This is a genomic window from Clostridium gelidum (assembly GCF_019977655.1).
Classification (GTDB): Bacteria; Bacillota; Clostridia; order Clostridiales; family Clostridiaceae; genus Clostridium; species Clostridium gelidum.
Window position 1 is genome coordinate 1,176,565 of sequence record NZ_AP024849.1, and the last position, 26,481, is coordinate 1,203,045.

The 26,481-nt window shown below is 29.4% G+C and carries 18 protein-coding genes; 13 read left to right on the plus strand and 5 right to left on the minus strand.

Translation table 11 applies throughout. From position 1 onward, the window contains the following. Positions 1–55 precede the first annotated feature (55 nt). From argH to psyc5s11_RS05410, 4 genes are all read right to left on the minus strand, one after another. The gene (argH, locus tag psyc5s11_RS05395; RefSeq protein ID WP_224036611.1) at positions 56–1,444 is read right to left on the minus strand and encodes an argininosuccinate lyase; all 1,389 of its coding nucleotides are present in this window, start codon (positions 1,442–1,444) and stop codon (positions 56–58) included. Continuing rightward, a complete protein-coding gene (locus tag psyc5s11_RS05400; protein WP_224036612.1) occupies positions 1,444–2,667 on the minus strand; it encodes an argininosuccinate synthase in 1,224 nt (407 codons plus the stop codon). The genes argH and psyc5s11_RS05400 overlap by 1 nt, the downstream gene beginning before the upstream one ends. A gap of 335 nt (positions 2,668–3,002) precedes the next feature. Then, complete coding sequence (locus psyc5s11_RS05405; RefSeq protein ID WP_224036613.1) at positions 3,003–3,383, minus strand: DUF4363 family protein; 381 nt, start codon at positions 3,381–3,383, stop codon at positions 3,003–3,005. Beyond that, complete coding sequence (locus psyc5s11_RS05410) at positions 3,383–4,075, minus strand: DUF421 domain-containing protein (RefSeq protein ID WP_224036614.1); 693 nt, start codon at positions 4,073–4,075, stop codon at positions 3,383–3,385. The genes psyc5s11_RS05405 and psyc5s11_RS05410 overlap by 1 nt, the downstream gene beginning before the upstream one ends. Positions 4,076–4,372: 297 nt before the next feature. Between psyc5s11_RS05410 and psyc5s11_RS05415 the strand changes: the two genes are divergently transcribed. From psyc5s11_RS05415 to psyc5s11_RS05460, 10 genes are all read left to right on the plus strand, one after another. Beyond that, positions 4,373–6,028, plus strand: a complete 1,656-nt coding sequence (locus psyc5s11_RS05415) for a nucleoside kinase (protein WP_224036615.1) — start codon at positions 4,373–4,375, stop codon at positions 6,026–6,028. A 362-nt stretch (positions 6,029–6,390) separates the two neighbouring features. Continuing rightward, entirely contained in the window at positions 6,391–7,068 is a 678-nt protein-coding gene (locus psyc5s11_RS05420; RefSeq protein WP_224036616.1) for a phage replisome organizer N-terminal domain-containing protein, read from the plus strand. A gap of 387 nt (positions 7,069–7,455) precedes the next feature. Further along, positions 7,456–8,817: a citrate/2-methylcitrate synthase gene (locus tag psyc5s11_RS05425; protein ID WP_224036617.1), complete on the plus strand. Its 1,362-nt coding sequence runs from the start codon at positions 7,456–7,458 to the stop codon at positions 8,815–8,817. A 337-nt stretch (positions 8,818–9,154) separates the two neighbouring features. Then, positions 9,155–10,876, plus strand: a complete 1,722-nt coding sequence (locus tag psyc5s11_RS05430; protein WP_224036618.1) for a methyl-accepting chemotaxis protein — start codon at positions 9,155–9,157, stop codon at positions 10,874–10,876. Between the two features lie 439 nt (positions 10,877–11,315). Beyond that, complete coding sequence (locus psyc5s11_RS05435) at positions 11,316–11,513, plus strand: hypothetical protein (protein ID WP_224036619.1); 198 nt, start codon at positions 11,316–11,318, stop codon at positions 11,511–11,513. A gap of 868 nt (positions 11,514–12,381) precedes the next feature. Then, positions 12,382–13,776: an MFS transporter gene (locus psyc5s11_RS05440; protein WP_224036620.1), complete on the plus strand. Its 1,395-nt coding sequence runs from the start codon at positions 12,382–12,384 to the stop codon at positions 13,774–13,776. Positions 13,777–14,170: 394 nt separating this feature from the next. Beyond that, positions 14,171–16,126 (plus strand): BglG family transcription antiterminator, encoded by a 1,956-nt coding sequence (locus psyc5s11_RS05445; protein ID WP_224036621.1) that lies wholly within the window; start codon positions 14,171–14,173, stop codon positions 16,124–16,126. A 234-nt stretch (positions 16,127–16,360) separates the two neighbouring features. Next, positions 16,361–17,512 carry an MFS transporter gene (locus tag psyc5s11_RS05450; protein ID WP_224036622.1) on the plus strand — a complete coding sequence of 384 codons (1,152 nt, stop codon included), beginning with the start codon at positions 16,361–16,363 and terminating at the stop codon, positions 17,510–17,512. A gap of 39 nt (positions 17,513–17,551) precedes the next feature. Further along, positions 17,552–18,352 carry a DAPG hydrolase family protein gene (locus psyc5s11_RS05455; RefSeq protein WP_224036623.1) on the plus strand — a complete coding sequence of 267 codons (801 nt, stop codon included), beginning with the start codon at positions 17,552–17,554 and terminating at the stop codon, positions 18,350–18,352. A gap of 94 nt (positions 18,353–18,446) precedes the next feature. Then, positions 18,447–20,423 carry an oxidoreductase gene (locus psyc5s11_RS05460; protein WP_224036624.1) on the plus strand — a complete coding sequence of 659 codons (1,977 nt, stop codon included), beginning with the start codon at positions 18,447–18,449 and terminating at the stop codon, positions 20,421–20,423. 93 nt (positions 20,424–20,516) lie between these two features. Here psyc5s11_RS05460 and psyc5s11_RS05465 read toward each other — a convergent pair whose 3' ends face one another. Continuing rightward, positions 20,517–21,521, minus strand: a complete 1,005-nt coding sequence (locus tag psyc5s11_RS05465) for a LacI family DNA-binding transcriptional regulator (protein ID WP_224036625.1) — start codon at positions 21,519–21,521, stop codon at positions 20,517–20,519. A gap of 409 nt (positions 21,522–21,930) precedes the next feature. Here psyc5s11_RS05465 and psyc5s11_RS05470 point away from each other — a divergent pair, with 409 nt between their 5' ends. From psyc5s11_RS05470 to psyc5s11_RS05480, 3 genes are all read left to right on the plus strand, one after another. After that, a complete protein-coding gene (locus psyc5s11_RS05470; RefSeq protein WP_224036626.1) occupies positions 21,931–24,060 on the plus strand; it encodes an FAD-dependent oxidoreductase in 2,130 nt (709 codons plus the stop codon). A 2-nt stretch (positions 24,061–24,062) separates the two neighbouring features. Next, on the plus strand, positions 24,063–25,376 hold the full coding sequence (locus psyc5s11_RS05475) for an NADH-ubiquinone oxidoreductase-F iron-sulfur binding region domain-containing protein (protein WP_224036627.1): 1,314 nt from the start codon (positions 24,063–24,065) through the stop codon (positions 25,374–25,376). Between the two features lie 109 nt (positions 25,377–25,485). After that, positions 25,486–26,436: a flavodoxin family protein gene (locus psyc5s11_RS05480; RefSeq protein WP_224036628.1), complete on the plus strand. Its 951-nt coding sequence runs from the start codon at positions 25,486–25,488 to the stop codon at positions 26,434–26,436. The last annotated feature ends 45 nt before the right edge of the window (positions 26,437–26,481 follow it).

Consider the following 26,481-nt stretch of genomic DNA (forward strand, 5'->3'; position numbering starts at 1 on the left):
AGTTAAAAATGTGCCTTAAAGAAGAAACTTTAAGTTCTTTCTTTAAGGCTTAAAATTATTTTATTTCTTTAGATTCATTTATAAAGTTTTCTAATGCTGCAATTTGCATTTTAACTGATTCTGTAGAAGGCCCGCCAATAACTTTACGTTCTTCTACACAAGTTACTAAATCTATTGCATGATAGACATCTTTCTCAAAGATAGGAGAGAAGCCTTTAAGTTCTTCAAGAGTTAATTCTTCAATCATCTTGTTTCTTTTTATACATTCAAGAACTATTTCTCCAACTATTTCATGAGCATTTCTAAATGCCATGCCTTTTTTTACTAAGTAATCAGCTACATCAGTAGCATTAGTAAAGCCTAGACCAGCACCTTTTCTCATGTTATCTTTTTTGATTTTCATAGTTTTAACCATTCCACAGAAAGTTTTAAGTGAAAGCGTAACAGTATCTAATCCATCAAAAAGTGCTTCTTTATCTTCTTGCATATCTTTGTTATATGCAAGAGGGATGCCTTTCATAACAGTAAGCAGCGTCATAAGATCTCCATAAACTCTACCAGTTTTTCCTCTAACTAATTCTGCAACATCTGGATTTTTCTTTTGAGGCATTATACTGCTTCCAGTACTATAACCATCATCAAGTTCAACAAAACTAAATTCATTAGTACACCAAAGAATTATTTCTTCTGAAAATCTTGATAAATGCATCATTATCATTGAAAGACAAGAAAGTGTTTCAATAGCATAATCTCTATCGGCTACAGAATCTAAACTATTTAATGTAACTTTTGAAAATCCAAGGTCACGAGCAACAGCTTCTCTATCAATAGGATAAGTAGAAGTTGCAAGGGCTCCAGAACCAAGGGGCATTTCATCAACTCTTTTGTAACAATCAGAAAGTCTTCCAAAATCTCTTTTAAGCATTTCAGCATAAGCTAAAATATGATGAGCAAATGTAATTGGTTGAGCTTTTTGCATATGAGTATATCCAGGCATTATTGTATCTATATTTTCACTAGCTTTTTCTAAAAGAACTTCTTCGAGTGCTATGATATCTTCTTTTAGGGCTACAATTGCCTTTTTTAAATATAATCTTAAATCTAAAGTTACTTGGTCATTTCTACTTCTTCCGGTATGAACCATCTTTCCATAGTCACCAATATAATATGTCAAAGTACCTTCAATGAAACTGTGAATGTCTTCAGCAGTTTCATCAACTTCGATAACTCCATTATCCATTCTCTTTAGTATTTCAAGAAGACCAGAAGTAATTCTCTCACTAGCTTCTTTTGGGATGATATTTTGATTTCCAAGCATGGAAGCATGAGCAAGACTACCTTCAATATCTTCTTTATACATTCTACAATCAACATTAATAGAAGAATTAAAATCATTAACTAATTTATCCGTGCCCTTTTTGAATCGTCCACCCCAAAGCTTCATTATATACCTTCTTTCTTAATGTTTTCTAGCATTTTAGCTCTAACAACTGATGGAAGACCAAATAGATTTATGAATCCAGCAGAATCCTTTTGATCGTATACTCCATCTTCTCCAAAAGTTGCATATTCTTCACTATATAATGAGTATGGAGAAGTCATACCAGCATTAACAATATTGCCTTTGTATAATTTTAATTTAATTTCTCCTGTAACTGTTTCTTGAGTTTTTGTAACAAATTCAGATAATGCTTCTCTAAGTGGAGTAAACCATTGCCCATTATATACTATATCAGCAAATTTTAAAGCTATTTGTTCTTTATAATGTGCAGTTTCTTTATCTAAACAAAGTTCTTCTAAATCTTTATGAGCTTTATAAAGAATAGTTCCACCTGGAGTTTCGTAAACGCCTCTTGATTTCATACCAACAAGTCTGTTTTCTACCATGTCAGTAAGACCAACAGCATTTTCTCCACCAACTTTATTTAATGCATCTAATAAGTCAACACTGTTCATTTTTTGTCCATTTATTGCAACAGCATTTCCTTTTTCAAAACTTAAAGTAATGTAAGTTGCTACATTTGGAGCAGCTTCTAGTGTTTTAGAAAGTTCTAAGATTTTATCATATTGTGGCTCATTTTCAGGAAATTCTAAATCTAAACCTTCATGACTTAAGTGCCAAATGTTTTTATCTTTACTATAACTTGTTTCGCGGTTAATTTTTAATGGAATATTTTTAGCTTCTGCATAGGCTATTTCTTCATCTCTTGATTTAATATCCCAAATTCTCCATGGAGCAATTATTGGCATCTCTGGAGCAAATGCTTTAACAGCCATTTCAAATCTTACTTGGTCATTTCCTTTACCAGTACATCCGTGACAAATTGCATCTGCACCCTCAGCTTTAGCAATTTCAGCTAATCTTTTTCCGATTATTGGTCTAGCAAATGAAGTTCCTAAAAGATACTTTCCTTCATATATAGCACCAGCTTGAATAGTAGGGAAGATATAATCATCAACAAACTCTTGAGTTAAATCTTCGATATATAATTTTGATGCTCCTGTTTTAAGTGCTTTTTCTTCTAAACCATCTAGTTCATCCTTTTGACCTACATTACCACAAACTGCTATAACTTCACATCCGTAAGTATCCTTAAGCCATGGAATGATAATTGATGTATCTAATCCTCCTGAATAAGCTAAAACTACTTTATTGTATTTTGTCATTTTAAAAGCCCTCCTCAAATATTATGTAAAATATAAATTAATATAATTTTCTAAGTTGTTTACTGTTTATAATTATACAGTTTAATAAAACAATAATCAAGTGGTATTAGTAATAATATTCATAAAAAATAAGGAATATGCATTAAAATATAAGTTTTATGCATAAAAAATTAATTTTTATGCACAAAGTGTTATATCTTATAAAGTTATAAAGATAATGTATAATTATGAAATACAAAATGTCTAGTATTCAACAGATAATTTGAAATTGAAATATCTAAAAAATAATTGTCTTAATATATACAAGTATAATTACAAATTCTTATTTATTAGTATTAAAGTATATTTTCTAAAGTTGGCATTTGTAATTTTTTTATATGATCAGTATTAAACTTTAATAAATGTAAGGAGGTATGAGCTTCTGTTTTATCTCCATGAAGTATATAAGTCGATAATTTTACAGACTCGTTGATCAAATTATCAAATTCTTGATGGCTAAGATATATAGATGTTACAAAATTTTTCTTTTCAATGGAATTTAGTAATTCAAGAGACTCTGAATATGCTTCTTCAAGTTCACCGTCTGTAATTTTAAGTTCGATGTTTTCAGCTTGTGTTTTAATATCATCACATAAATTAAGGATGGAATTATTTAAAAAGTAAACACATGTCATAGTGAGAAGAAAGAGAAGTATTGATAATATCGCATTTTTCATTACTTACACTCCTTTTCATATTCATCAAAAAGTTGAAATTTAAATTTACTTTCAGTGTCATATAAAGCTATTAATACATGTTTTATTGATAGAATATTATGCTTTTTTAGCAAATTAAGTATCCATTCTTCATCTTTATTTATGGAAGTTAAAGAATTCATATTTATTTTACCATCTGAAATTAATACTTTGGGCAATTTAACATCACCTTTTGTAGGTTTATTATCGGGAATGCTTTTAGAAGAATTGTAATCTACGGGTAATATAGACATTTGTCCATCATTTTCTAATATTGCATATTGGATCTCATCAAGATTAAAATAATTTGCAAGTCTTAATTCTTCCAATAATTCATCAATATTTAATTGTTGCTTTTTTAAAGTTGAATAATTTATTCTTCCTTTATTAATTAAGATACAAGGGTCCCCATCAACAAACTTTCGTGTACGTTGAAATTTTAGTCCCATTTGGGTCAAAATTGTTTTCAAGAATAATAATGTAATTATGGGAATAATACCTTGCAATAAAGGTAATCTTGAATCTTGCATAGGCAAGGATGCTAAATCTGAAATCATAATTGTTATTACAAATTCATAAGGTTGAAGTTCACCTATTTGCCTTTTGCCCATTAAGCGCATTGTGAGTACTACTAATAAGTATAAAATTGCAGTTCTAATTGATACTACAAACATAAAAAAATCACCTCTAAAAATTAATATTTGCAAAAATAAAAATTAATATACACACCTTTAAAAAAAGCAGCTTGCTGTAATTAAGATCATTTGATCTTAGAAAAAAACTTTTATCATTTCTTAGTAAAAATGTATATAATATATTTAGAACTATTTAATATTGAAAATTGTATATAAGTAGAGATATACAAAAAATTAAGGAGCTATGTTTTTTATAGAAAGTTACTTTTAATTTGAAAATAAAAATTTAATAAAAATCATTTTATAACTAAATTAATAGGAAAGGTTTTAGATTATATGATTAATGAAGAGTTTGAGTTGAAAAATAATACTATTAAAGCTAAAAAGGGGATAACGTTTTATAATTTAATTTTTGATAAAGATAAAGATAAAGTCAAAGAAGTGGCCATATGTAAGCTTAATGGGAAGTATTATGAATTAACTGAGGTTATTGATGATGAAGGCGAAGTAGAACTTATAGGCTTTGATACAGATCTTGGAATGAAGATTTATAATAGAACATTACAATTTATTTTTATTAAAGTGGCTTTAGAATTATTTCCAGAAGCCCAAATAACAATAGATCATGCTATAAGTAAGGCCATATACGGTGAAGTTCATAAGGAAATTCCTTTAAAAGAAGATGATATTAATAAAATAAAAATAAGAATGCAAGAAATAATAAATAAAGATGTACCAATAAATAGCATTAGAACTTCAAAAGAAGATGCAATAGATATTTTTAGTAGATATAAAATGGATGATAAGGTCAAACTTTTAAAGTATTGTAATATAAAAGATGTACATCTTTATGAAATTGAAGGAAGATATGATTATTTTTATGGACCTATGGGGTATTCTACAGGTATAATAAAAATTTTTGATGTATTCAATTATGAATCAGGATTTATTTTGCAAAGGCCTCTATGCAATAATTTAAATGAACTTCCTAAATTCAAAGAGCAAAAAAGCTTAACTAAGATTTTTATTGAAACACAGAGATGGCTTAATATTTTAGGGGTGGAAGACGTTGGAACATTAAATGAAAAAGTAATTAATAATGAATTAAGAAATGTGATTATGGTTTCAGAAGGTCTTCATGAAAAGAAGATAGCTAATATTGCTGATGAAATTTGTAATAAAAAAAATGTAAAAATTGTACTTATTGCAGGACCATCTTCTTCAGGCAAGACTACTTTTGCAAATAGATTAAGTATACAATTAAGGGTCAATGGATTAATACCTGTTCCATTATCTTTGGATAACTACTTTGTAAATCGAATGGAGACGCCTAAAGATGAAAACGGTGATTATGATTATGAATCTATCAATGCTTTGGATTTAAAATTATTAAATGAAAATTTAGAAAAATTGATGAATGGAGAAAACGTTGAGCTGCCAATTTATAATTTCAAAACTGGAGAAAGGGAATGGAATGATTATAAAATAAAATTACCTAAAAATGCAGTTTTGATACTTGAAGGAATTCATGGATTAAATCCAAATTTGATTTCAAAGGAACTAAATAGTAATGTATTTAAAATATATATATCAGCATTAACCCAATTAAATATAGACAATCATAATAGAATTTCTACAACGGATGTAAGAAAGGTAAGAAGAATAGTCAGAGATTCATTATCAAGAGGATATGGATCAGAGGAAACTTTAAAAATGTGGGGATCTATAAAAAAAGGAGAAAAAAACAATATATTTGTTTATCAAGAAGAAGCAGATGTTGCATTTAATTCAACGTTAGTTTATGAACTAGGAGTATTAAAGCCATATGCATTAAAAGAATTAAATAAAATAACTTCAGAAAGTTCAATATATTCAGAAGCTATAAGGCTAAAGGCTTTTTTAAGCTTCTTTAAAGAAATTGATATTGAGGAAGTGCCGAAGAATTCACTTTTAAGAGAATTTATTGGAGGATCGGCTTTTTATGAATACTAAACTACTCGAATTTATTCAATAAACGAATATGAATCTAGTTTTATTTACTCCGCAGCGGATAGATACTAGTGGCTATTATTGTGTCATAAAATAATAATGGAAGTGGAAAATTGAAAAGTAATAGATATTGTAGCAATTAATTACTTGGTGCAAGAAGAGAAGGCAGATTAGAAAAAAGATATTATATCTTACAAGATGTAGTATCTTTTTTTCTTTTTTTCTTAAAGTCCGACGAGAATAAAAAGATTGTAGTATTTTAATAGAAAAAAATTTGTTGACGTAGTTGGTATTTTAGTAAAAAGACCATATATCCTATATGAAATAAAAAACAATAAATAAAAATTTAAAGGGGACGTATTAAGATGAGAGAAAGAAGATATGTTAAAGTTAGCGTTGCTATGTATGATGATACTAAATTTAAAATAATAGATAAAAGAACAGAAAGAGATTTAATCCATTATGTTTGGAATCGTGTGATGGTTCTAGCTGGTAAGACTAATCAAGAAGGGGATTTATATATGTCAAGAACCATTCCATACACGGTTGAAACTTTGGCAATAGAGTTTAATAGAGGTACTGAAGAAGTTAAATTAGCATTAGAGGTATTAATAGAATTAGAAATGGTTGAATTTACAGAAGATTGTGTATATAGGGTTAAAAATTTTGCAAAGCACCAAAATATTAAGGTAAAAGAAAAAGTTATAGTTAAGGATAAAGAGGTTAAACTAAAGAATAAAGATGTTCAAGTAGCAGAAGTATCAAGAAATGTAAAAAAAGAAGAAACATCTAATTTAGAAGTAATTCAAAAAACTGCGAGTAATGTTGACGATAATATAACTAAAGAAAAGGTTAATAGTAATTCACAGGACAGTATTCCTATATTTTTAGAAGTGAAAAATAATAAGAGAGATAATAAAAAGAACAAAATAGATGAGATATTGGAAGAAAGTGAGGATAATCAAATTGATGGTATTCATAATAAAGAAAGACCTTTAGGTGAAGGGGAACGGATAATGATGGAGTTTTCTATGTGTAATTGAAAAAGTAAATTTTAAGGGAGGAATGTAACATTAAATGTTGATCCTAATACAATAGTGAGAAAAATAAAAGGAGATATGAATTAACACGGTAGGAGAAGGTAGCCCATTTTACTTTACGCTTAAATTAATATAGAAATAAAGATAATAAATAAAATATTATCTATTTTTGAATATGTATTAACTAAATATGTGTTATGATAGAAATAATATAATATTATATTGTTGCAAGAACCTAGGATCATATATTCATTTTGGTTAGAAATATTTTTTCTTAAATCTTTATTTATAGTTAAAGATTGAGAATTTATTATATTAATTTATATATTTAATAATAGTAATGTACGTTAAACTAAATATAACAAAAAACTTATTTTTGGGGGGCTTAGAATGGAAAATAGTATAGGAATTGAAGAGAAAATGTTAAAAATCCTTAGTCGCAAGGCACAGGAAAATAATAAAATTAATATTGAATTATTTACTAAATACCAGGTCAAAAGGGGACTTAGAGATATTGATGGGAGAGGCGTGCTTGTTGGTCTTACAGAAATTGGAGATGTACGTTCTTATATAGTTGAGGAAAATGAAATGGTTCCGATACCTGGGAAATTATTTTATAGGGGGTTTAATATTTCTGATATTGTTAATGGATTTCTGAAAAAGGATTCTTTTGGATTTGAAGAGACATGTTACTTGCTTTTATTTGGTAATCTTCCTACAAAACAGGAATTGAAGGAATTTGAAGAACTCTTGTCGGTATATAGGAATTTACCAGAAGGTTTTGTGCGTGATATGATATTAAAGATGCCTAGTAAAGATATTATGAATTCAATGGCACGAAGTGTATTGGCATTTTATAGTTTAGATGAGTTAGCAGATGATACTTCTGTAGAAAATGTATTGAGACAATGCTTAATACTAATAGCATGTTTCCCATTGATGGCAGTTTATGGTTATCAAGCTTGTACTCATTACCATGACAATAAAAGTTTGTTTATACACAGTCCACTACCTGAGTTAAGCACTGCTGAAAATATTCTTTATATGCTTAGACCAGACAACAAATATACAAAACTTGAAGCAACCCTTCTTGATCTTGCCCTTGTTCTTCATGCAGAGCATGGTGGAGGAAATAATTCAACCTTCGTTACACATGTTGTTACATCATCGGGTTCAGACACATATTCAGTTATGGCTGCAGCTCTTGGCTCGTTAAAAGGCCCAAGACATGGTGGTGCAAATATCAAAGTTGTACAGATGTTTGAAGATATAAAAGAAAATATCAAGGACTGGACGGACGATAAAGAGGTTGAAGAATATCTTATGAAAATACTAAATAAGGAAGCCTTCGATGGTTCAGGATTGATTTATGGTATAGGTCATGCAGTGTATTCAATATCAGATCCAAGAGCCGTTATTTTCAAAAAACATGTTGAAAAGCTTGCAAAGGAAAAGGGATTTGAGAATGAATATAATTTGTATGCAAAAGTTGAAAAATTGGCACCTGAGGTAGTTGGCAAAGTACGTAAAATATATAAGGGTATAAGTGCAAATGTGGATTTCTACTCAGCTTTTGTATATAGAATGCTTGATATACCTCAAGAATTATTTACTCCTATTTTTGCCATGTCAAGAATATCAGGCTGGAGTGCTCACCGCATTGAAGAAATTGTGAATGCGGGTAAAATAATTAGACCTGCATACAAAAATATTATTAAAAGAAAAGAATACATTGATATAGACGAAAGATGATGGTTTCTTAATCTATGAAAATCAATTATACAAGTGAGTTTATTATATAGACTCACTTTTTTTGATGTATAGACAAGAATTTTGTTAATATTAAAAGGATGAATTATTACAATTTAATTAATTTATTAAAAATAATAATATTACTATTAAAGATGATTTTTTTCCGCAAGAAGTTGTAATTAATTCTATTATTACGAGAAATATGTTAAAATTAAGTATAAGTTGTTTATATTATGTATATTTGATGTAAATACAAGTTAAAAAAATGAGTAATGATAGAAAAAATATAAAATATTAGAAATTATATATTTTTAAAGAAGAAAGGCGGGAAATACAAATGAATATATTTAAAAACATAAGGGTAAGGACCAAGTTGATTGCAGCGTTTTTAATTGTAGCACTTTTTATTGGTATTGTAGGAGGAGTAGGAATTATATCACTTAAAAATGTAGGCGAAAATGCAAAAAAAATGTATAGTCAGAATCTTGAAAATGTCTATATGTTAACAGACATGAAAGGAAATTTAAATGAAATAAAAAGTAATATATCAGAACTATTAAATATGAAAGATGAAAAAGATACTGATGTAAAAGATAAATTAGAAAAAAATATAAAAGAAAATAAAGATGAAGATGATGAGTACGTGGCTCAACTCAAAAATTTACTTAATGATGCTGATGAAAAAAAGGTATTTGAACAATTTAATAGTGATTTAATTAAGTATAGAGAGTTAAGAGAAAATGTTCTTAAGCTTATAGATGCAAATAATTATGCTGATGCAACAGAGCAATATAAGGGGATTCCTAAAGTTACTGATGCATTGTTTAGCAATTTAGACAAATTAATAGAATCAAATTTAAAAGAATCTAGTATAGCAAATGATAATATCGTTTCAATATATGCAACAGGAACTACGATTATGACTACATTAAGCATTGTTGGTCTTATATTGGCAGTTATAATAGGATTAGTGTTAGCAAAGGATATAAGTAAACCTCTTAAACTAATAAAACTATTTGGTGAAAAACTTGCTAATTATGATTTGTCTTTTGATTTTAAAATTACAAGAGGAGATGAATTTGGACAAACAGGAGCAGCGTTATTTAAAGCACAAGATAATATTAAAGAGCTTATTAAAACAATTATTGAGAATTCTCAAAATATGAGTGCTTCTTCTGAGGAACTTTCAGCAACTGTAGAAGAGTTATCATCAAAGGCTTTAAGTGTAGATGAAGCTGTAAATAATATTTCGAGTAGTATGCAGGAAGCTAGTGCAGGAGCAGAGGAAATGAGTGCATCTATTCAAGAAGTTGATTCAAGTATTAATATACTTTCACAAAAGGCTATGGATGGAAGTGGCAATGCAAATGATGCGAAAGAGAGAGCTACAGAAGTTAAGCGTAATAGTCAAGAAGCAATGGAAAAAGCTAAAGAAATATCTGTTGAAAAACAAAAAAAGATGAAAAAGGTTATTGAAGACGGTAAAATAGTAGATAATATTAAGGTTATGGCAGACACCATAGCAAGCATATCTGAACAAACTAATTTACTTGCACTTAATGCGGCTATAGAAGCAGCAAGAGCTGGAGAACAAGGAAAAGGTTTTGCAGTTGTAGCAGAAGAGGTTAGAGCTTTAGCAGAACAGTCATCAGAGGCGGTAAAAAGCATCCAAGAAACTATAACAGAAGTGCAAGGAGCATTTAAAAACAGTATTGATACTGGAAGTGATATATTAGAATTTATTAATAAAGACGTAAATTCACAATTTGAAGCGTACGAAAAAACAGGTAATCAATATTATGATGATTCTGATTTTGTAAGTAAAATGTCTGAAGAGATAGCAGCTATGTCAGAGGAAGTTACTGCAACAGTAGGGCAAGTAAGTGAAGCAGTACAAAATATGGCAGGAGCAGCACAGAAATCTAGTGAACAAGCAGAAACGATAAAGGAAAGTATGAATGAAACTACACAAGGATTAGAGCAGGTGGCATTAACAGCTCAAAATCAAGCAGAGCTTGCTCAAAAGCTTACTGAAATAGTTCAAAAGTTTAAGATTTAATGTTTTAATTAACCTTATAGTGGGTAATTCGATTTTATGCTATTGATAAGAAATAAGGGGCTGTCACAGACAGCCCCTTATGAGTTTTAGTGATTATTAGACAATGGAAGTTTTGTTATAACTGAAAATGGATTGATTCGTTTATAAATAGTAAAAAGATGCATGCAAAGATATTTTTTCTTATGTATGCATCTTTTTATATTAATTTAATAAAACAATAATTGTACTTATTTAAGATCAAAAGTTTAAAAATTATTTATATGAGAATATATTATACGAGTTAAAGTAAATGATTTCAATAAAAAATAAGCAATGTTAACAAATTATTAATATTTTAAAACGATATCTGGTATTTTTTGGGTTTGAGTTTTGATTTAAAATGATTTAGTATAAAGGTGTAAAGAAATTAAATATGAAACTTAAGGAGAATATGATTTTTATGAAAGAATTTTTTAAAGAACTATTTAGTTCAAATAATATGAAAAAGGCCGTGATAAGCATGCTATTAAGCAATGGAAATTTAACAGTACGTGAATATCAAAGATTAAGTAATGATATTAGAGCAATTGAGAATTATGATAAGAATAAAGTAAAAGCACAAGTTAAAAATAAAGTAGAAATAAAAAAAGCTTCATAAGCTTGCAATTAAAGCTTATGAAGCTTTTTTTATTTGTATTAAATCTATTGAAAATATAAATTATTAATTTTTGAATAACTGTTACGTCTACCGCAAGTGTAAAATATTTTTTTGCATAGAAATATTTTATCATAAATCTCAGATTCATAGAGTTTGAGATTAATTTTTTTGCACAAAAATTAACTGTGCACTAATTATTTTAGTGAGACAACCACTTTTTTGTTAAGATGAAAGAATATGTGAGTTGCTTCATAATTAAGTAATAAAACATAATGTAAGTAAACGTTATAAACAGAATGATATAGGTTAAATTAATATACTATTAAGATTGTAAGTTTTAGGTTTGACAATAATGTCGAGACAGCAAATTTTTAAAATAAAGATATTTTATAGATAAGTATGAAAACTTTTCTGAAATTATACTTGAAAAAACAAAGAAAAAAGAGTGAAAAAATATGTAAAAATAGAAAAAAACAAAACTTTTTCTGAAAATATATTGCCAAACTTATGAAAACGATATATACTTAGTTTATACAATACAGAAAAAACAGCTGTTAAAGAAGCTATTATCTCTGATCAAGATATAGCATTGTATGTTTATACGATAAAAATATAATTTTGAAGGGAGTTTTATAGTAGAATTAATAAAAAAATATAAATAAAATATATTATGTGGAAAATGAATGTTTTTATATTTTAATATAAATTGAGGTGAGATAAAGATACTTGTAAATACTCATTCAATATGATAGTTATGAAAACGTATAAACGTATATAATATATAAATTTTAACTATGGGAATTGATTAGACTTAAGATAAGTGTAGAGTGATGCACATAAAATATAAATAGAAACAAGGAGGATCTTTATGTCAGATTTAGTGAAAAATAGTGATAATAATGAAAAGAAAGTAAATAGTAATGAAAAACCATTATCATTTGGTAGTATATTTACTTATGGTACTGGAAATTTTGCTTCTCAATTATCTTGGACTATGGTAAGCACTTATTTAATTCTGTTTTATACAAATGCAGCTGGAATTGCTGCAGGTGCAGTTGCATTGATTATGTTAATTGTAAGAGTATGGGATGCTATATTCGATCCGATTTTGGGAGGAATAATGGAACGTACACATACAAGATGGGGACGTTTTAGGCCGTATATTTTATTTGGTTCACCATTTCTTGTATTATTTACAATTTTAACATTCTCTGCTCCAAATTTTGGTGCTAATGGAAAGATAATATATGCATTTATTACTTATTTGTTGTTAAGTATATGTTATTCAGTGGTTAATGTTCCATATGTTTCATTACCAGGAGTTATGTCAAGAAACGGTAATGAAATTAATCGTTTATATGCAGCACAATTGATTGGTATGACAACAGGTATGATTGCACTTAATCTTTGTACATTACCACTTGTTAAGTTCTTTGGTAATGGTATTGAAGCAGCAGGGTATCAAAAAACAGCAGGTATATTTGCGTTAGTTGCTTTGCCTATATTTTACCTTGTATTTAAAACATCAAGGGAAGTAGTCACTGTAAAAAAAGAAAATGCAGTTCCTCGAAAAGAGGCAATGAAACTTATAGTGAAAAATAAACCATTAATGGCGACAACAGCATATACTATTGTTTCAATGATTGGAATGTTTGGACGTCTTGGTGTTGCAGTATTCTATTACATGTTTGTAGTTGGAAGATTTGAACTTATTACACTTTTTATGATGATGCAAGTGATAGTTGGAACAATTGTAATGCCTTTTACTCCAGCAATTATCAGAAAGCTTGGTAAGAAAAATACTGCTATTTTAGCAATGGTACTTCAAACCCTAGCTATGTTAATGATATTCTTTGGTGATCCTACAAATATACCGTTCCTTATTATTTCTCACATTGTATATGGATTAGGATATATAGCAGGACCATGTGGTAGTGGTATGACAGTAGATTCAATTGATTATGGTGAATGGAAGTATGGTGGTCGTCCAGATGGTACAGCTTTTGCCGTGCAAGTTTTAGGTCAAAAAATTGCTTCAGCAGTTGGTGCTTCATTAGGTATATTCATCATTGGTCTTTTCGGATTTGTAGCTGGACAACCAATTACTCCTGAAATAGCTCGAGGTATTAATATTTCTGTTAATTTAGTACCGGCAGCTGCCTTCTTATTATCAATTATTCCATTATTGATGTATAACTTACCAGAGTCAAAGGTAGAAGAGATACGTAAAGAATTAGTGCTTCGTCATGCAGAACATGATTAATAAATAACATTTAAATTAAAATATTTGATTAGATAGCTCTAACTTGTATTATATGTTCATTAATTACTTAAATGTTTTTAATTGAATTAGACATATTATGTTAGGGCTATTGTATTATAAATAATAAGATTTTATTTACTACTTATAATTTATTTATTCCTAATTGATTTTATATATTTTCCAGTAGTATTTGCTTTTACATTAATATTTTCTAATTCTATATTTAAGGCCAGTTTGTGAATTTAATTTACATCAGTAGTAAAAACCAAAGCTTCAAGATATATTCTTTCCATATTTGCAACGGAGAAATAGTTGAGGATTTTAAAAAGATTTTTATAAAAATAAGAATTTACTGTATAATTTAAATAATCAGATTATACATGAGGTAGTGTAAATGGAAAAAATAGTTTTACATACAAGGCAGCGAAAATTACTAGGTATACTTAATGAGCAAAAAGGTTTAATAACAGGAGTAGAATTAGGAAATAAAATTGAAGTATCTGACCGAACAATTAGAAGTGATATTTCAGAATTAAATAAGATTTTAAATAAGATTAATGTGAGTATTGAATCAATAAGAGGAAAAGGATATATTCTTAAAGTTAAAGATAGTAGGGTTTTACATAAGCTTATTTATACAGAGAATAGTTTGTTAACACAGGAAGATAGAGTAAGGTATTTAGTTATAAGACTTATCCGTGCTGAAGAGGATATGAAAATTGATGAATTGGAAGATGAGATATTTGTAAGTAGAAGTACATTGGAAAAGGACATACGAATTGTAGAAGAAAAATATTCTAAAAAAAGACCGTATTTAAAGTTGTTTCGCAAGGGAAATACTATTATTTTTGAAAATAATGAAAAGAGTAAGCGAATAGTTTTGAATGAACTTTTTTCTAGGGAATGGGATTATAATTCAGAAGAAGGGATGAATTTTAGAGATAGCATTTTTGATTCAAAAGTCTTTGAACTTATTTCTGAAAATATAAAAAAAATTCTTGAAAAATATGAAATAAAGTTAAATGATGAGGGCTTAGTATATTGTATATTTACAATAGCTATTGCATATTTAAGAATTAAAGATGGTCATAATCTTACCGAAGAAGTTGAGGAAATAAATGATGGGCGGAGCATTACAAAAGTTGTAGATGAATTATCAGATCAGTTAGAAGCAAAACTAAATATATATTTTAATAAGTTTGAACGTAATTATTTCACGGTTTTATTATTACAAAAAAGAACTTTCAATAGGGAGCATATTACTAGAAAAAATATTTTGGATTATGTGGACATTGAGTATATTAAGATTGTTGAGCTTTTGATTAAGGATATAAAAAAAGAATATTTGTTGGATTTTACCAAGGACGATGAACTCTATATAGGATTAACTCTTCATATATATAAACTAAAAAGTAAATTAAAGTATGAATATGAGGTGGAAAGCCCAGTAATAGAAATATTAAAGAATAAATATCCATTATCATTTGAAATGTCATTAATTTTCAGAAAGCATTTTAATAATAGGTTTCATATGGAGATAGAAGAAAATGAATTAAGCTATATAGCAGCATATTTAGGCGCAGCGGCAAGAAGATTTGTTAGTAATAAGTTGTTAGGTGAAATTTCAATAGCCATATTAAGTCATTTGAATTATAGTACTTTTCAATTATTGAAATCAAAATTGGAAGCAATTTATGGAAAAACAATAAAAATAATCGGGCCTTTTTCGGTTTATGAAAAAGAAAAAATTATCAAAAGTAATGCTAGATTGATTTTATCTACAGTTAAGCTAAAAGATTTGTATATAAAGAGCAAAAATGGGGTTGTTGTATCTCCCTTTTTAGAAGATAGAGATATAATTTTAATAAATGAGTATATAGATAAAATAAAGAGGGATTTTGTACATCCTAAATTACCTAAGAAAATAATAGAATATTTTGATGAAGAGTTATTTTTCTATGAATTGAATATGAATTCTAAAGATGAAGTGATAACATTTTTATCAAAGGAATTATTGAAAAATGGGTATGTGGGAACAGAATTTGCCAATTCAGTGTTTGAAAGAGAAAAAATATCTTCAACAGCATTTGAAAGTGGTATAGCTATTCCACGTCCAATCAGTAATTGTTGCTGTTATAAAACAATTATTTCTGTAGTTATTTTAAAGAAACCAATTTTATGGGATGGACAAAAAGTTAAATGTATTTTCTTACTATCAATTAAAGAAAATGATAAAAAATATCTTATACGTTTTTTTGATCTAGTTGTTGAGCATCTTAGCAATAAATTTAATATTGAAAAAATAATGGAAGCAAATACATTTGATAAATTTGCTAGCATTATTAGGTGAAAAGTATCTTAATTGAAAGATACTTTTTTCATTTAAAATTAAATATTTCCGTTGTGCAACGGAAAGTAACCGTTTGTATTAAATATAGGATTTCATTAATATTAACATATAACAATGTACAAGATACTTTATGCAAGGAATAAGTTTTTGAACTTTTCATTATCTGATGAAGAATTTTTATTTCATCCATAAAGATCTTTGTATACTAATTTCAAATTTAGAAAGGAAGCACAAATGGATAAAAGAAAAATAACAATTGCAGTATTAAGTATGTCAACACTAGCACTTTGTTACATACTAATAGCCCCACTGTTAGCAGAGATGAATAAATCATTTCCTAATGCGACAGCTACACAAATACAGCTGATTTATACAATACCATCAATGATTGCAATTCCAGCTATGCTGATTTCAGGTAAAATGGTTTACTATTTTAGCAAAAAGAATATGATATTGATAAGTATGCTTATTATAGTAATGAGTGGTTTGTTACCAGTATTATTTAATGGTAGTTTAACCATTTTGTATCTTACAAGTGGATTAATGGGAAGTGGGCTCGGAGTGGTTACTACTCTTAGTTCAAACATAGTTTCAGATTACTTTGAAGATTTAGAACGTGCGAGTATTATGGGGTATCAGTCAGCAGCAATTAGTATTGGTGGCGCAATATTATCTGCTATTAGTGGGAAAGTAGCAACAATAAATTGGTCATATTCTTATTTGATACTTTTATTGTTCATACCTTGTATATTTATTGTGTTAAAGTTTTTACCAAAAGATAGTCCTGTTGAGAAAGTTGAAAAAACTAATAACACTATAAATGTAAGACTCTTGTATTTTGCGTTTCTAAGCTTTTTATGTCAGATTTTTGTAACTGGATACAATTCCAATATAGCATTTTTTATTCAAAATAAGAACCTTGGAAGTGTTGAAGCAGCAGGTACTGTAAACTCATTATTTATGTTGATAGGTATTCCGGCGGGTTTCATTGTAGGAAAATTAACAAAGATATTTAAAAGAAATATATTTTTCGTAGCGGTTGCTTTTATATCATGTGGATTTTTTATTACTGCTTTTTCAACTGACATTAAATTGGTTTACCTAGGAGCGTTTTTTATAGGGTTTGGTTTTTCTGTTAGAGCTCCATCAGCAATGACTTTTGCAGTAAACATGGTAACTTCAGAGAGTGCAGCTATGGCAATTGCTATTGTGGGAGCATTGTCTAACGTGGGAAATTTTATAGCACCATTTATTATTAATATAATTGGTGATATTGTTGAAAATGATGCAAGTAGAATATTTAATGTATGTGGAATTTGCACTTTGGTAATAGCTGGATTATATTTGTTTGCAAATCCAATAAAAAAAACCATTAAAACTAAATAAAATTGAAAAAAGTTTTTTATATATAGAGGAGAGAAAACTATGTTTATGTGTGAAAACAATAGACCAATATTAACTGAAAAAGAAAAAAAGATTTCATATTCAAAATATTTTTATAGAGAAGAAACACCAATAAATGAGGAAGTTAAAAAAATTATAGATAATAAGATTATGATGAATCCAGAAGATGCAATTTTAGGGGATAGAATAAATGATATGATAGACCCTGGAAAAATAAAAGTTGAAAATGGATATTGTATTTTACCAAATGGGTGTGGGTATGTTGCGGCTTATCATAAGATGCCAGGAGTCACTTTAGAAATGTATAAATGGTGGAATAGTTGGTGGACATCAGGAGAAGATAGTAATTTAAAATATAAAATATGGTGTCCAAAACATCATTATGATTCAGGGTTTAAATGGAATCTTGAAACTTGTGGAACAGGTTTCCCATTAGAAGATGTATATATTCAAGATTTGTTTAGGGAAAATCCAGAACGAACTGGTATAGATGTTGAAAAAATGAAGGAATCTAATTTAGTTATGGTAGATGGTGCTAATGCAACGTCTAGAGTGCTTAATGGTGACTATTCAGTAAGACCAATACCAACAGTAGTTGCTCATTTTATATATGAAACAGAAGATGGAATAGAAATGAGAACAAGGTTTTGGAAGGGATATCAAGTGTTAGGAAATAGATTCATACCAGTTTTAAAGAGCGATGATGTTGTAACAGAAGAGAGTCTTTTAGGGCTTTTGGAACATAATGTATTAGAGATGGAAGGCGGATTAAAAGTGATACTTCCTCAATTATACAAAGAAGAGTATTTAGAAAAGAAATAATATAATAGATAAAGATTAGAGAAATAAAGAACAAGTATTAGAAATTTTAAAGAAAGTGTTATAGTATTGTTCTATTATTTGAGGAGGAAAATTTATGGAAAAGGAAAAGTTATGTTGTAGAAAGGGAGAAAAATATCCACACTTGTTTTCTCCTTTTCGAATTGGAAACATACGAATGAAAAATCGTATTATAGCAGCACCTACAAGTCCTAGTATGATTACAACAGAGGGTCATTTTACAAAAGAAATGATTGCTTATTTAGAAGAAAAAGCCTTGGGTGGTGCAAGTGTTGTTACATACGGAGAAGGAATTGTTCATTCAGCAACTGGAAAATCCCATAATAAACAATTACAGCTAGACTCTTTTGGTGTAAAGCAGGGGCTTGCAGAATGTACAAGGGCAATTCACAATGCTGGTGCCTATGCCAATATCCAGTTGTCACATGGTGGTAAATATGGTGGCCTTGCTAGTGTTGGTGGTGATATGGATTGCTGCACTGTTGCATATGGACCTAGTCATGAAATTACACCAGAAGGTGAAGTTTTTGAAATGCCAAAGGAATTAATTTTAGAAATTGTTGAGTCCTACAAAAAAGCAGCGAAATTGTGTAAAGATTGTGGATTTGATATGGTTCAGGTTCATGCAGCACATGGATGGCTATTCTCACAGTTTTTATCACCTGTTATGAATCAAAGAACAGATGAGTTTGGTGGTTCATTAGAAAATCGTCTTAGATTTTTGATCATGGCGCTAGATGCTGTACGTGAAGCGGTTGGTCCTCATTTTCCAATTGAACTTCGTCTTTCTGGGGATGATATGACTGAAGTTGGGCTTAATCTTGATGACTGCATTGAAGTAGCAAAAATGGTTGAGGACAAAATTGATTTATTTAATATTTCATGTGGAAATCATGAAGATCCTGCAATGTTCTGCAGAACTCATCCGTCGTCTTTCTTCCCAAGAGGAGTTAATGTATATCTTGCAGCTGAGATAAAAAAACATGTAAAAACACCAGTTGCATGTGTTGGAAGTTTGAATAATCCAGCTCATATGGAGGAAATTATTGCTACTGGACAAGCAGATTTTGTGGAAATTGGCCGAGCTTTATTGGCAGATCCGTTTCTACCTAAAAAAGCATTTGAAGGCAATGCTGAGGATATTACACCATGTTTACGTTGTTATGAATGTTTTGGTGAAACTGGTAAGAGTGAAACAGTAAAGTGTTCAGTTAATCCAACTATGGGGCAGCAATTTCCTGAAAAATCAAAACATAAGACAGCATCGTATAAGAAAAAAGTCTTGATAGCAGGTGGGGGCGCAGCTGGAATGGAAGCAGCAATTACAGCTGCGCAAAGAGGACATGATGTAACATTAGTTGAGAAGTCTGATAAATTAGGTGGAAATCTTTATCCGGCTGGTGCTGCATATTTTAAAAAGGATATTATAGATTTTTGTAATGTCTTGATTAAGAGAGTAGAAAATGCAGGAGTAAAAGTAATTCTGAATACAGAAGTTACAAAAGAATATGTGAAAAAATTTAATTCCGATACATTAATGGTTGCAATAGGTTCAAAGGAACTTGTACCACCAATCAAAGGAATAGATTCTCCAAAAGTTATCATGGCTATTGATGCAGAATTGAATCATGATAAGTTAGGTGAGAATGTTGTGATTATGGGAGGCGGTCTTGTTGGAAGTGAGGCGGCAGTTTCCTTTAAACATGATGGAAAAGAATGTTCAATTATTGAAATGAAAAGTGATGTTGCAGAAGATGTGAATTCATTCTATAGAGGAGGCTTAATGGTAGAAGTTGAAAAATCAGCTACTATCTATACAAATACAATTATAAAAGAAATAGTGCCTTCTGGTGTATTATGCACAAAAAATGGTGAGGAATTTATTATTGAAGCAGATAGTATAGTGTGTGCACTTGGTTTTAGAGCACCATATGATAAAGTAGATGAATTGTGCGATTTAGTAGATGAATATTATATTATTGGTGACTGTAAAAATGTTGGACAGATTTATCATGCAGTAAATAATGCATATTATTCAGCAATGATGATATAAAAGTAAGAAGATAGTAAAGGAGCTATTGTATTAGCTATAAAATTAAAAAAGTAAGATATATATGATTTGTTCATTATATATCTTACTCTTTTATTATATTTCTTTTGAAGTTGATTCTCTAACTATAAGTTGGTGCTCAATATAAATTTTTCTTCCTCTAGATAGCTCTCCATTAATTAAAGATACAAGCATTTTGATAGTTTCAGAGCCAATTTCTTTAAATGATTGATCTACAGTTGTGATTGGAGGATCAAAAAATTCTGAAATTTCAGAATTATCAATACCAGCAACAGAAATTTCATCAGGAATTGATATTTCAGCCTTTTTTAACTTGTAAATACATCCTATAGCTAGATTATCACTTATGCAAAAAATCGCATCAGGTCTATTTTCTAAAGCAAGAATTTTTTTTGTAGCATCACTTCCTCCATCTATTGTGAAGTCAACATGAAATATTAAAGAGTCATCACAAGGAAGATTATTATCTCTTAAAGCATCCATATAACCTTTTTCTCGTTCACGTTCGAAATGTACAATTTTACCTTCAGTTGCCCCAGAAATAATAGCAATTCTTTTCTTGCCAGTTTGAATAATATGAGAAACTACATCATAAGCGATTGTACGATCATCAGCAGAAACAATATAATTATCAATTGTATCTAAAAGTGGCTTACCGATTTGAACTACTGGATAATGACTAATTATTTGTTTAAATTCATTATTGCTTTCTGATATATCTAACAAGATAATTCCTGCAATAATATTATTTTTTAGTATATTAACAACTTCTTTTGCGCCTTCTGTACTACTTGGATTGCTGCAATAATGGTAGATAATATGATATCCCAGCTCACAAGCAGTATCTTGAAAACTATTAAATAAATCTTCAAGAAGAGTACCAGTAATAACTAAAATAACTTTTAAGTTAGTACGTTTTACTTCTTTATTTTTAGCACTGACCTTATAACCAACCTTATCGATAGCAGCACGAACACGTTCGCGTTTTTCTTCTGTAACCATAAAACTATTATTTAATACACGTGAAACTGTTGCAACGGAAACGTCTGCCTCTTTTGCAACGTCTATAACTGTTGCCATAATATTCCCTCCTTAAATTAGTGAAATTATAAAGTTTTTAATAACATAGTGTTGAATTACTTCCTATTTATATATCAAATATTGAAATAGTTACAGAATTAATTGAAAAATTTCAATATGACAACTTTGTAAAACGTTTGTAATAAATTATAGTATATATGAAAATTAAAAGCAATAGATCATTGCAAATAGAGATTTATATAGAGCTCAGAATCAAATAAAATAAGTTAAAAATAAAATTTACAGAAAAAAATAAGAAAATTACAACTTTTTTCTGTAAAAAGTTTGACTTTGTATGAAAAAATGATATAATTAAATTATAAAATGTAGCGAAAAATAAATGTTATTTAATGAAAACGATAAGATAAGTTTAAGGGACATTTAGTGTAAATGAATGGAGGTATTTGATTTGAAAGACATTAACATAACGATTGATGGAAAAAAAATTATAACTAAAGAAGGCAAAAACGTATTGGATTGTGCGTTGGAATCAGGTATATACATACCACACTTATGTCACCATCCTGACTTACCAGAACTTGGAGCATGCAGACTTTGCATTGTTGAGCATAATGGAGAAATAGTTATAAGCTGTACATTAAAAGCTCAAGATGGAATGGATATTAAAACACAAAGCGAACAAATTAATAAGAAACGTCAGCTTGCTATGGAATTAATTCTTGCAGCGCATCCTGAAGAATGCTCTACTTGTCCTAAATATGGAAAGTGTGAGTTACAAGTTTTAATTCAATATTTAGGGGTTGGACCTGAGCGGTTAAGGATGAGAGTGAAACCGTTTCCTAAAAATACCACTAATCCATTATTTGATCATGATATGACTAGATGTGTATTATGTGGAAGATGCGCTAGGGTATGCCAGAAAGTTCGAAAAGTTAATGCTATAGATTATCAAAAGAAAAATAATGAAGTTTATATTGGTGCACCACATGAAAAATTGCTTATAGATGCAGATTGTAGATTTTGTGGAGCTTGCGTTGAAATTTGTCCTACAGGTGCTTTAATGGATAAAAAAGAACTAATTGATCTTAATAAAAATAAAGACACATCATTAGTACCATGTAGAAATACTTGTCCAGCAGGAACAGATATTCCTACATATATAAGACTTGTAAATGAAGGCAAATATTCAGAAGCAACAGCCGTTATTAGAGAAAAGCTTCCTATACCTAAAATATTAGGACATATTTGCAGCCATCCATGTGAATCAGAGTGCCGTAGAGGAGGTGTAAATGAAGCAGTATCCATTAGAGAATTAAAACTTTTTGCTGTAGAACATGATGAAAAAGAAATTTGGAAGAAAAATAGAAAACAGCTTCATGCTACTGGTAAAAAGGTTGGTATAATTGGTGCAGGTCCAGCAGGATTAAGTGCAGCATATTATCTGAAAAAACAAGGACATGATGTAACAGTTTATGAAGCACTTCCTTATGCTGGTGGTATGACAAGAGTAGGAATTCCAGAGTATCGTCTGCCAAGAAATATAATAGAAGAAGAAGCTAATCTTATTAAAGAAATAGGAGTGGAAATTGTTACTAATACAAGAATAGAAAAATTTGAATCATTATTAAATGATGGATATGATGCAGTATTAGCAGCAATTGGAGCACATAAAGGTATACGCTTGCCGATTGAAGGAAATGATTTAGAAGGAGTATTAGTTAATTCAGATTTTCTAAGAGCTGTAAGTTTAAATGAAGAAGTAAAGATTGGTGATAAGGTAATAGTTCTTGGTGGTGGAAATGTTGCTTTTGACTGTGCACGTACTGCAGTAAGGCTTGGAGCAAAAAAAGTTCATTTGGCATGTTTAGAAAATGAACAAAATATACCAGCTTCAGAAGATGAAGTAAAAGCAGGAATTGAAGAAGGTATTGCTATTCACTATTCAAAATCCTTTGGAAAGATTTTAGGTGAAGAAGGTAAGGTTGCAGGTATTGAATTTATTAATGTTGAATCAATGTCATTCGATGAGAATAGAAGACTTACAATAAATTTAGTTGAAGGATCAAATCATATTCTTGAAGTTGATCAAATTATATTTGCAACTGGGCAAAGACCAGAAATTGATGAAAACAGCGGTCTTGAATTAGGCAGAGGAAATACAATTGTTGTAAATGATATACAAGAAACAAATAAAAAAGGTGTTTTTGGTGCGGGAGATGCAATTTATGGTACTAATTCTGTAGTAAAAGCTGTTGCTTCAGGCAGAGATGCTGCTAAAGCCATAGATAAATTTTTAGGCGGAGATGGAAATATAGATGAACATCTTATTGATGTAGACGAGCCTAATAAATGTATAGGGAAAAAAGCAGGATTTGGATATGAAGAAAGAATTATTCCTAATGAAATTGATGTGAATTCACGAAAAGTTAATTTTAGCATAGCAGAAAATAGATTTACATGTGAACAAGCAAATAAAGAAAGCAGCAGATGCTTACAATGCGATTTGCGTTTAGGAATATCAAAACCTAAAACTTGGAATGATTTTGCTGGAATTACTATTGAAAGGGGCAACGATTAACTATGATAAATGAATTTAAACCAATTCTTATGCGTAACTTTAATACAAATAATTTAGAATCTAAAGGATTATCTAAAGTAATAAATTTATCATCACAAGAAATAATAGATAGAATTGAGAAAATTCAGTTAAAAGAATGTGGTGTGTATTCAGAAAGCGTTGCTGATAAATGGAAAAAAATAATTTCTGCACCTAAAAATGAAGAAAAAAAGCTGATTACTGGTTTTAATAACATAGATAATTCGTATGTTTCCATATGTCTTCTTGAAAATGATCCAGCTAATGTTTTTGGGGGGATGGCAATATTAGGTAGAGCAGTAGATATTTCTAAGGGAGTTCTATATATTCCAGAAGAGAAGGCAAATTTAAAAGAAGTTTTGGAAAATAGAATAAAAGAAATAGAGTTATTTGGTTTTGAAGTCGAAATTGCAATTGGAAAAATTGATGTGAGGCAAGTAGAAGATTATGATTTGGTACATCATATTGATACTATGGCATCTATTGCAGCATATTTCGATGTAGAAGAAGAGTATGTTCCTTCAAAAATTGTTTCAGTAACTGGAGCTGTAAAAAAGCCGGGTGTTGGAGAAATACCTGAAAATACTAATGTAATAGCAATAGTTGAGAAAATTTCAGGAGGGTTTGAAGGAGAAATTCAAGCAATTGTCCTTGGGGGCAAAAGTGGAAAGTGTATTGCTGAGTCTGAAGCTGAGAAAACTATTTTTGAAGGCAACAGTACTAATGAAATTATTGCATTAAATAAAACAGAATGTATTGTAGATTTTGCAAAACAAGGAATTATAAAAATGTATGAAGGTACTTGTGGAAAATGTACCTTCTGTAGAGAAGGATTATATCAATTAAAGCAAATGATTTCAGATGCTACAGAAGGAAAAGGTAAAGCTGAAGATCTTGAATTAATAGAAGAGATTGCTAATGAAGTATCCGAAGAAACTTTATGCAGCTATGGACAAAAATCAACTGAATTTGTAAAAACATCAATGCTGTTATTCAAATCTAACTATGAATCACATATTAAAAGAAAAAAATGTCCTGTTGATTTATGTGGAAATTCTCAAAATATTGCTATAAAAGGTGATATTTGTGATGGATGTGGGGAATGTGTTGATGTATGTGATTTTGATGCAATTGAAGGAAAAAGTGGATATATTCATATGATTGATGAGTTTGACTGTACAAAATGTGGTAAATGTATAGATATTTGTCCAGTTTCTGCAATAGTAAAAATTTTAGGAAATAAAGCTGTGGGGCCAGATAAGCTTACACGTGTTGGAAAATGGAAAAAGAGAAGATAGTATTTAAAAATTTGAGTGCTATAATAATTGGCTATCAAATAAAATAATTTATATAAAAAATAAATAACTGATGACTTAGATTAGTCATATTAAAGAAAGGAAGAAAAAAATGAAAGTATTAGGAATATCTTTTGGAAGAAAAATGAAATGTGGAGACCTTTTAGTAAAGGAGGCTCTTTTTAAATCTAAAGACGCAGGTGCTGATGTTCAATTTATAAATGCTGTTAATATGAATATTCAACACTGTAAAGGCTGTGGGGCTTGTAGTGCAGCAAGAGACAATGGTAAACAAATTAAATGTATTATAAAAGATGATTATCAAGTATTAGAAGATGCTGTTTTAGATGCAGATGCTGTAATAATAGCAGCACCAGTATATGCAGTAGGACCATCAGGTCAATTTAAAAATTTCGTTGATCGTTTTGGACCGGCTCATGACAGGCCAGCTCTTGAAGCAGAACAAAATAAGCGTATCGCAGCAGGTACAGAATTATTAGATGAACGTTCATTTAGAGATAAATATGTTGGATTAATATCTGTTGGTGGCGCAAGTACACAAAACTGGGTATCTTTAGGATTACCAACAATGAATTTATTCACTTTCTCATTAATGATGAAAGTTGTAGGTCAAATAGATGCTTATGATATGGGAAGAACAGCTAATCCTCTTTTAGATCAAAACTTAATGGATAGAGTAGGAGAATTAGGAAAAAGAGTTGCTGAAGCAGTTGGAAAACCATATGACGAAGTTGAATGGTTTGGTGAAGAAGGTACTTGTCCAGTTTGTCACTGTAATTTGATTAGTGTAACTAAAACAACAACAGTTGAATGTCCAATCTGTGGAATAGAAGGTCATTTATCTGTAGATGGTGATAAAGTAAATATTGAATTTAGTAAAGAACAACAAAATCGTGCAAGAGGAACTGCGAATGGATTGAAAGAACATTATGATGAAATTCAAAATATGATAAAAGTTCTAATACCAAAATTACAAGCAAATAAAGAAACTTTACCTAAAATGTTAGAAAAATATAAGAATTTTGATGAATTAACTAAATAGTTTAGATGCAAGATTTAAGTATTAATAAACATCAATTGTATTGAG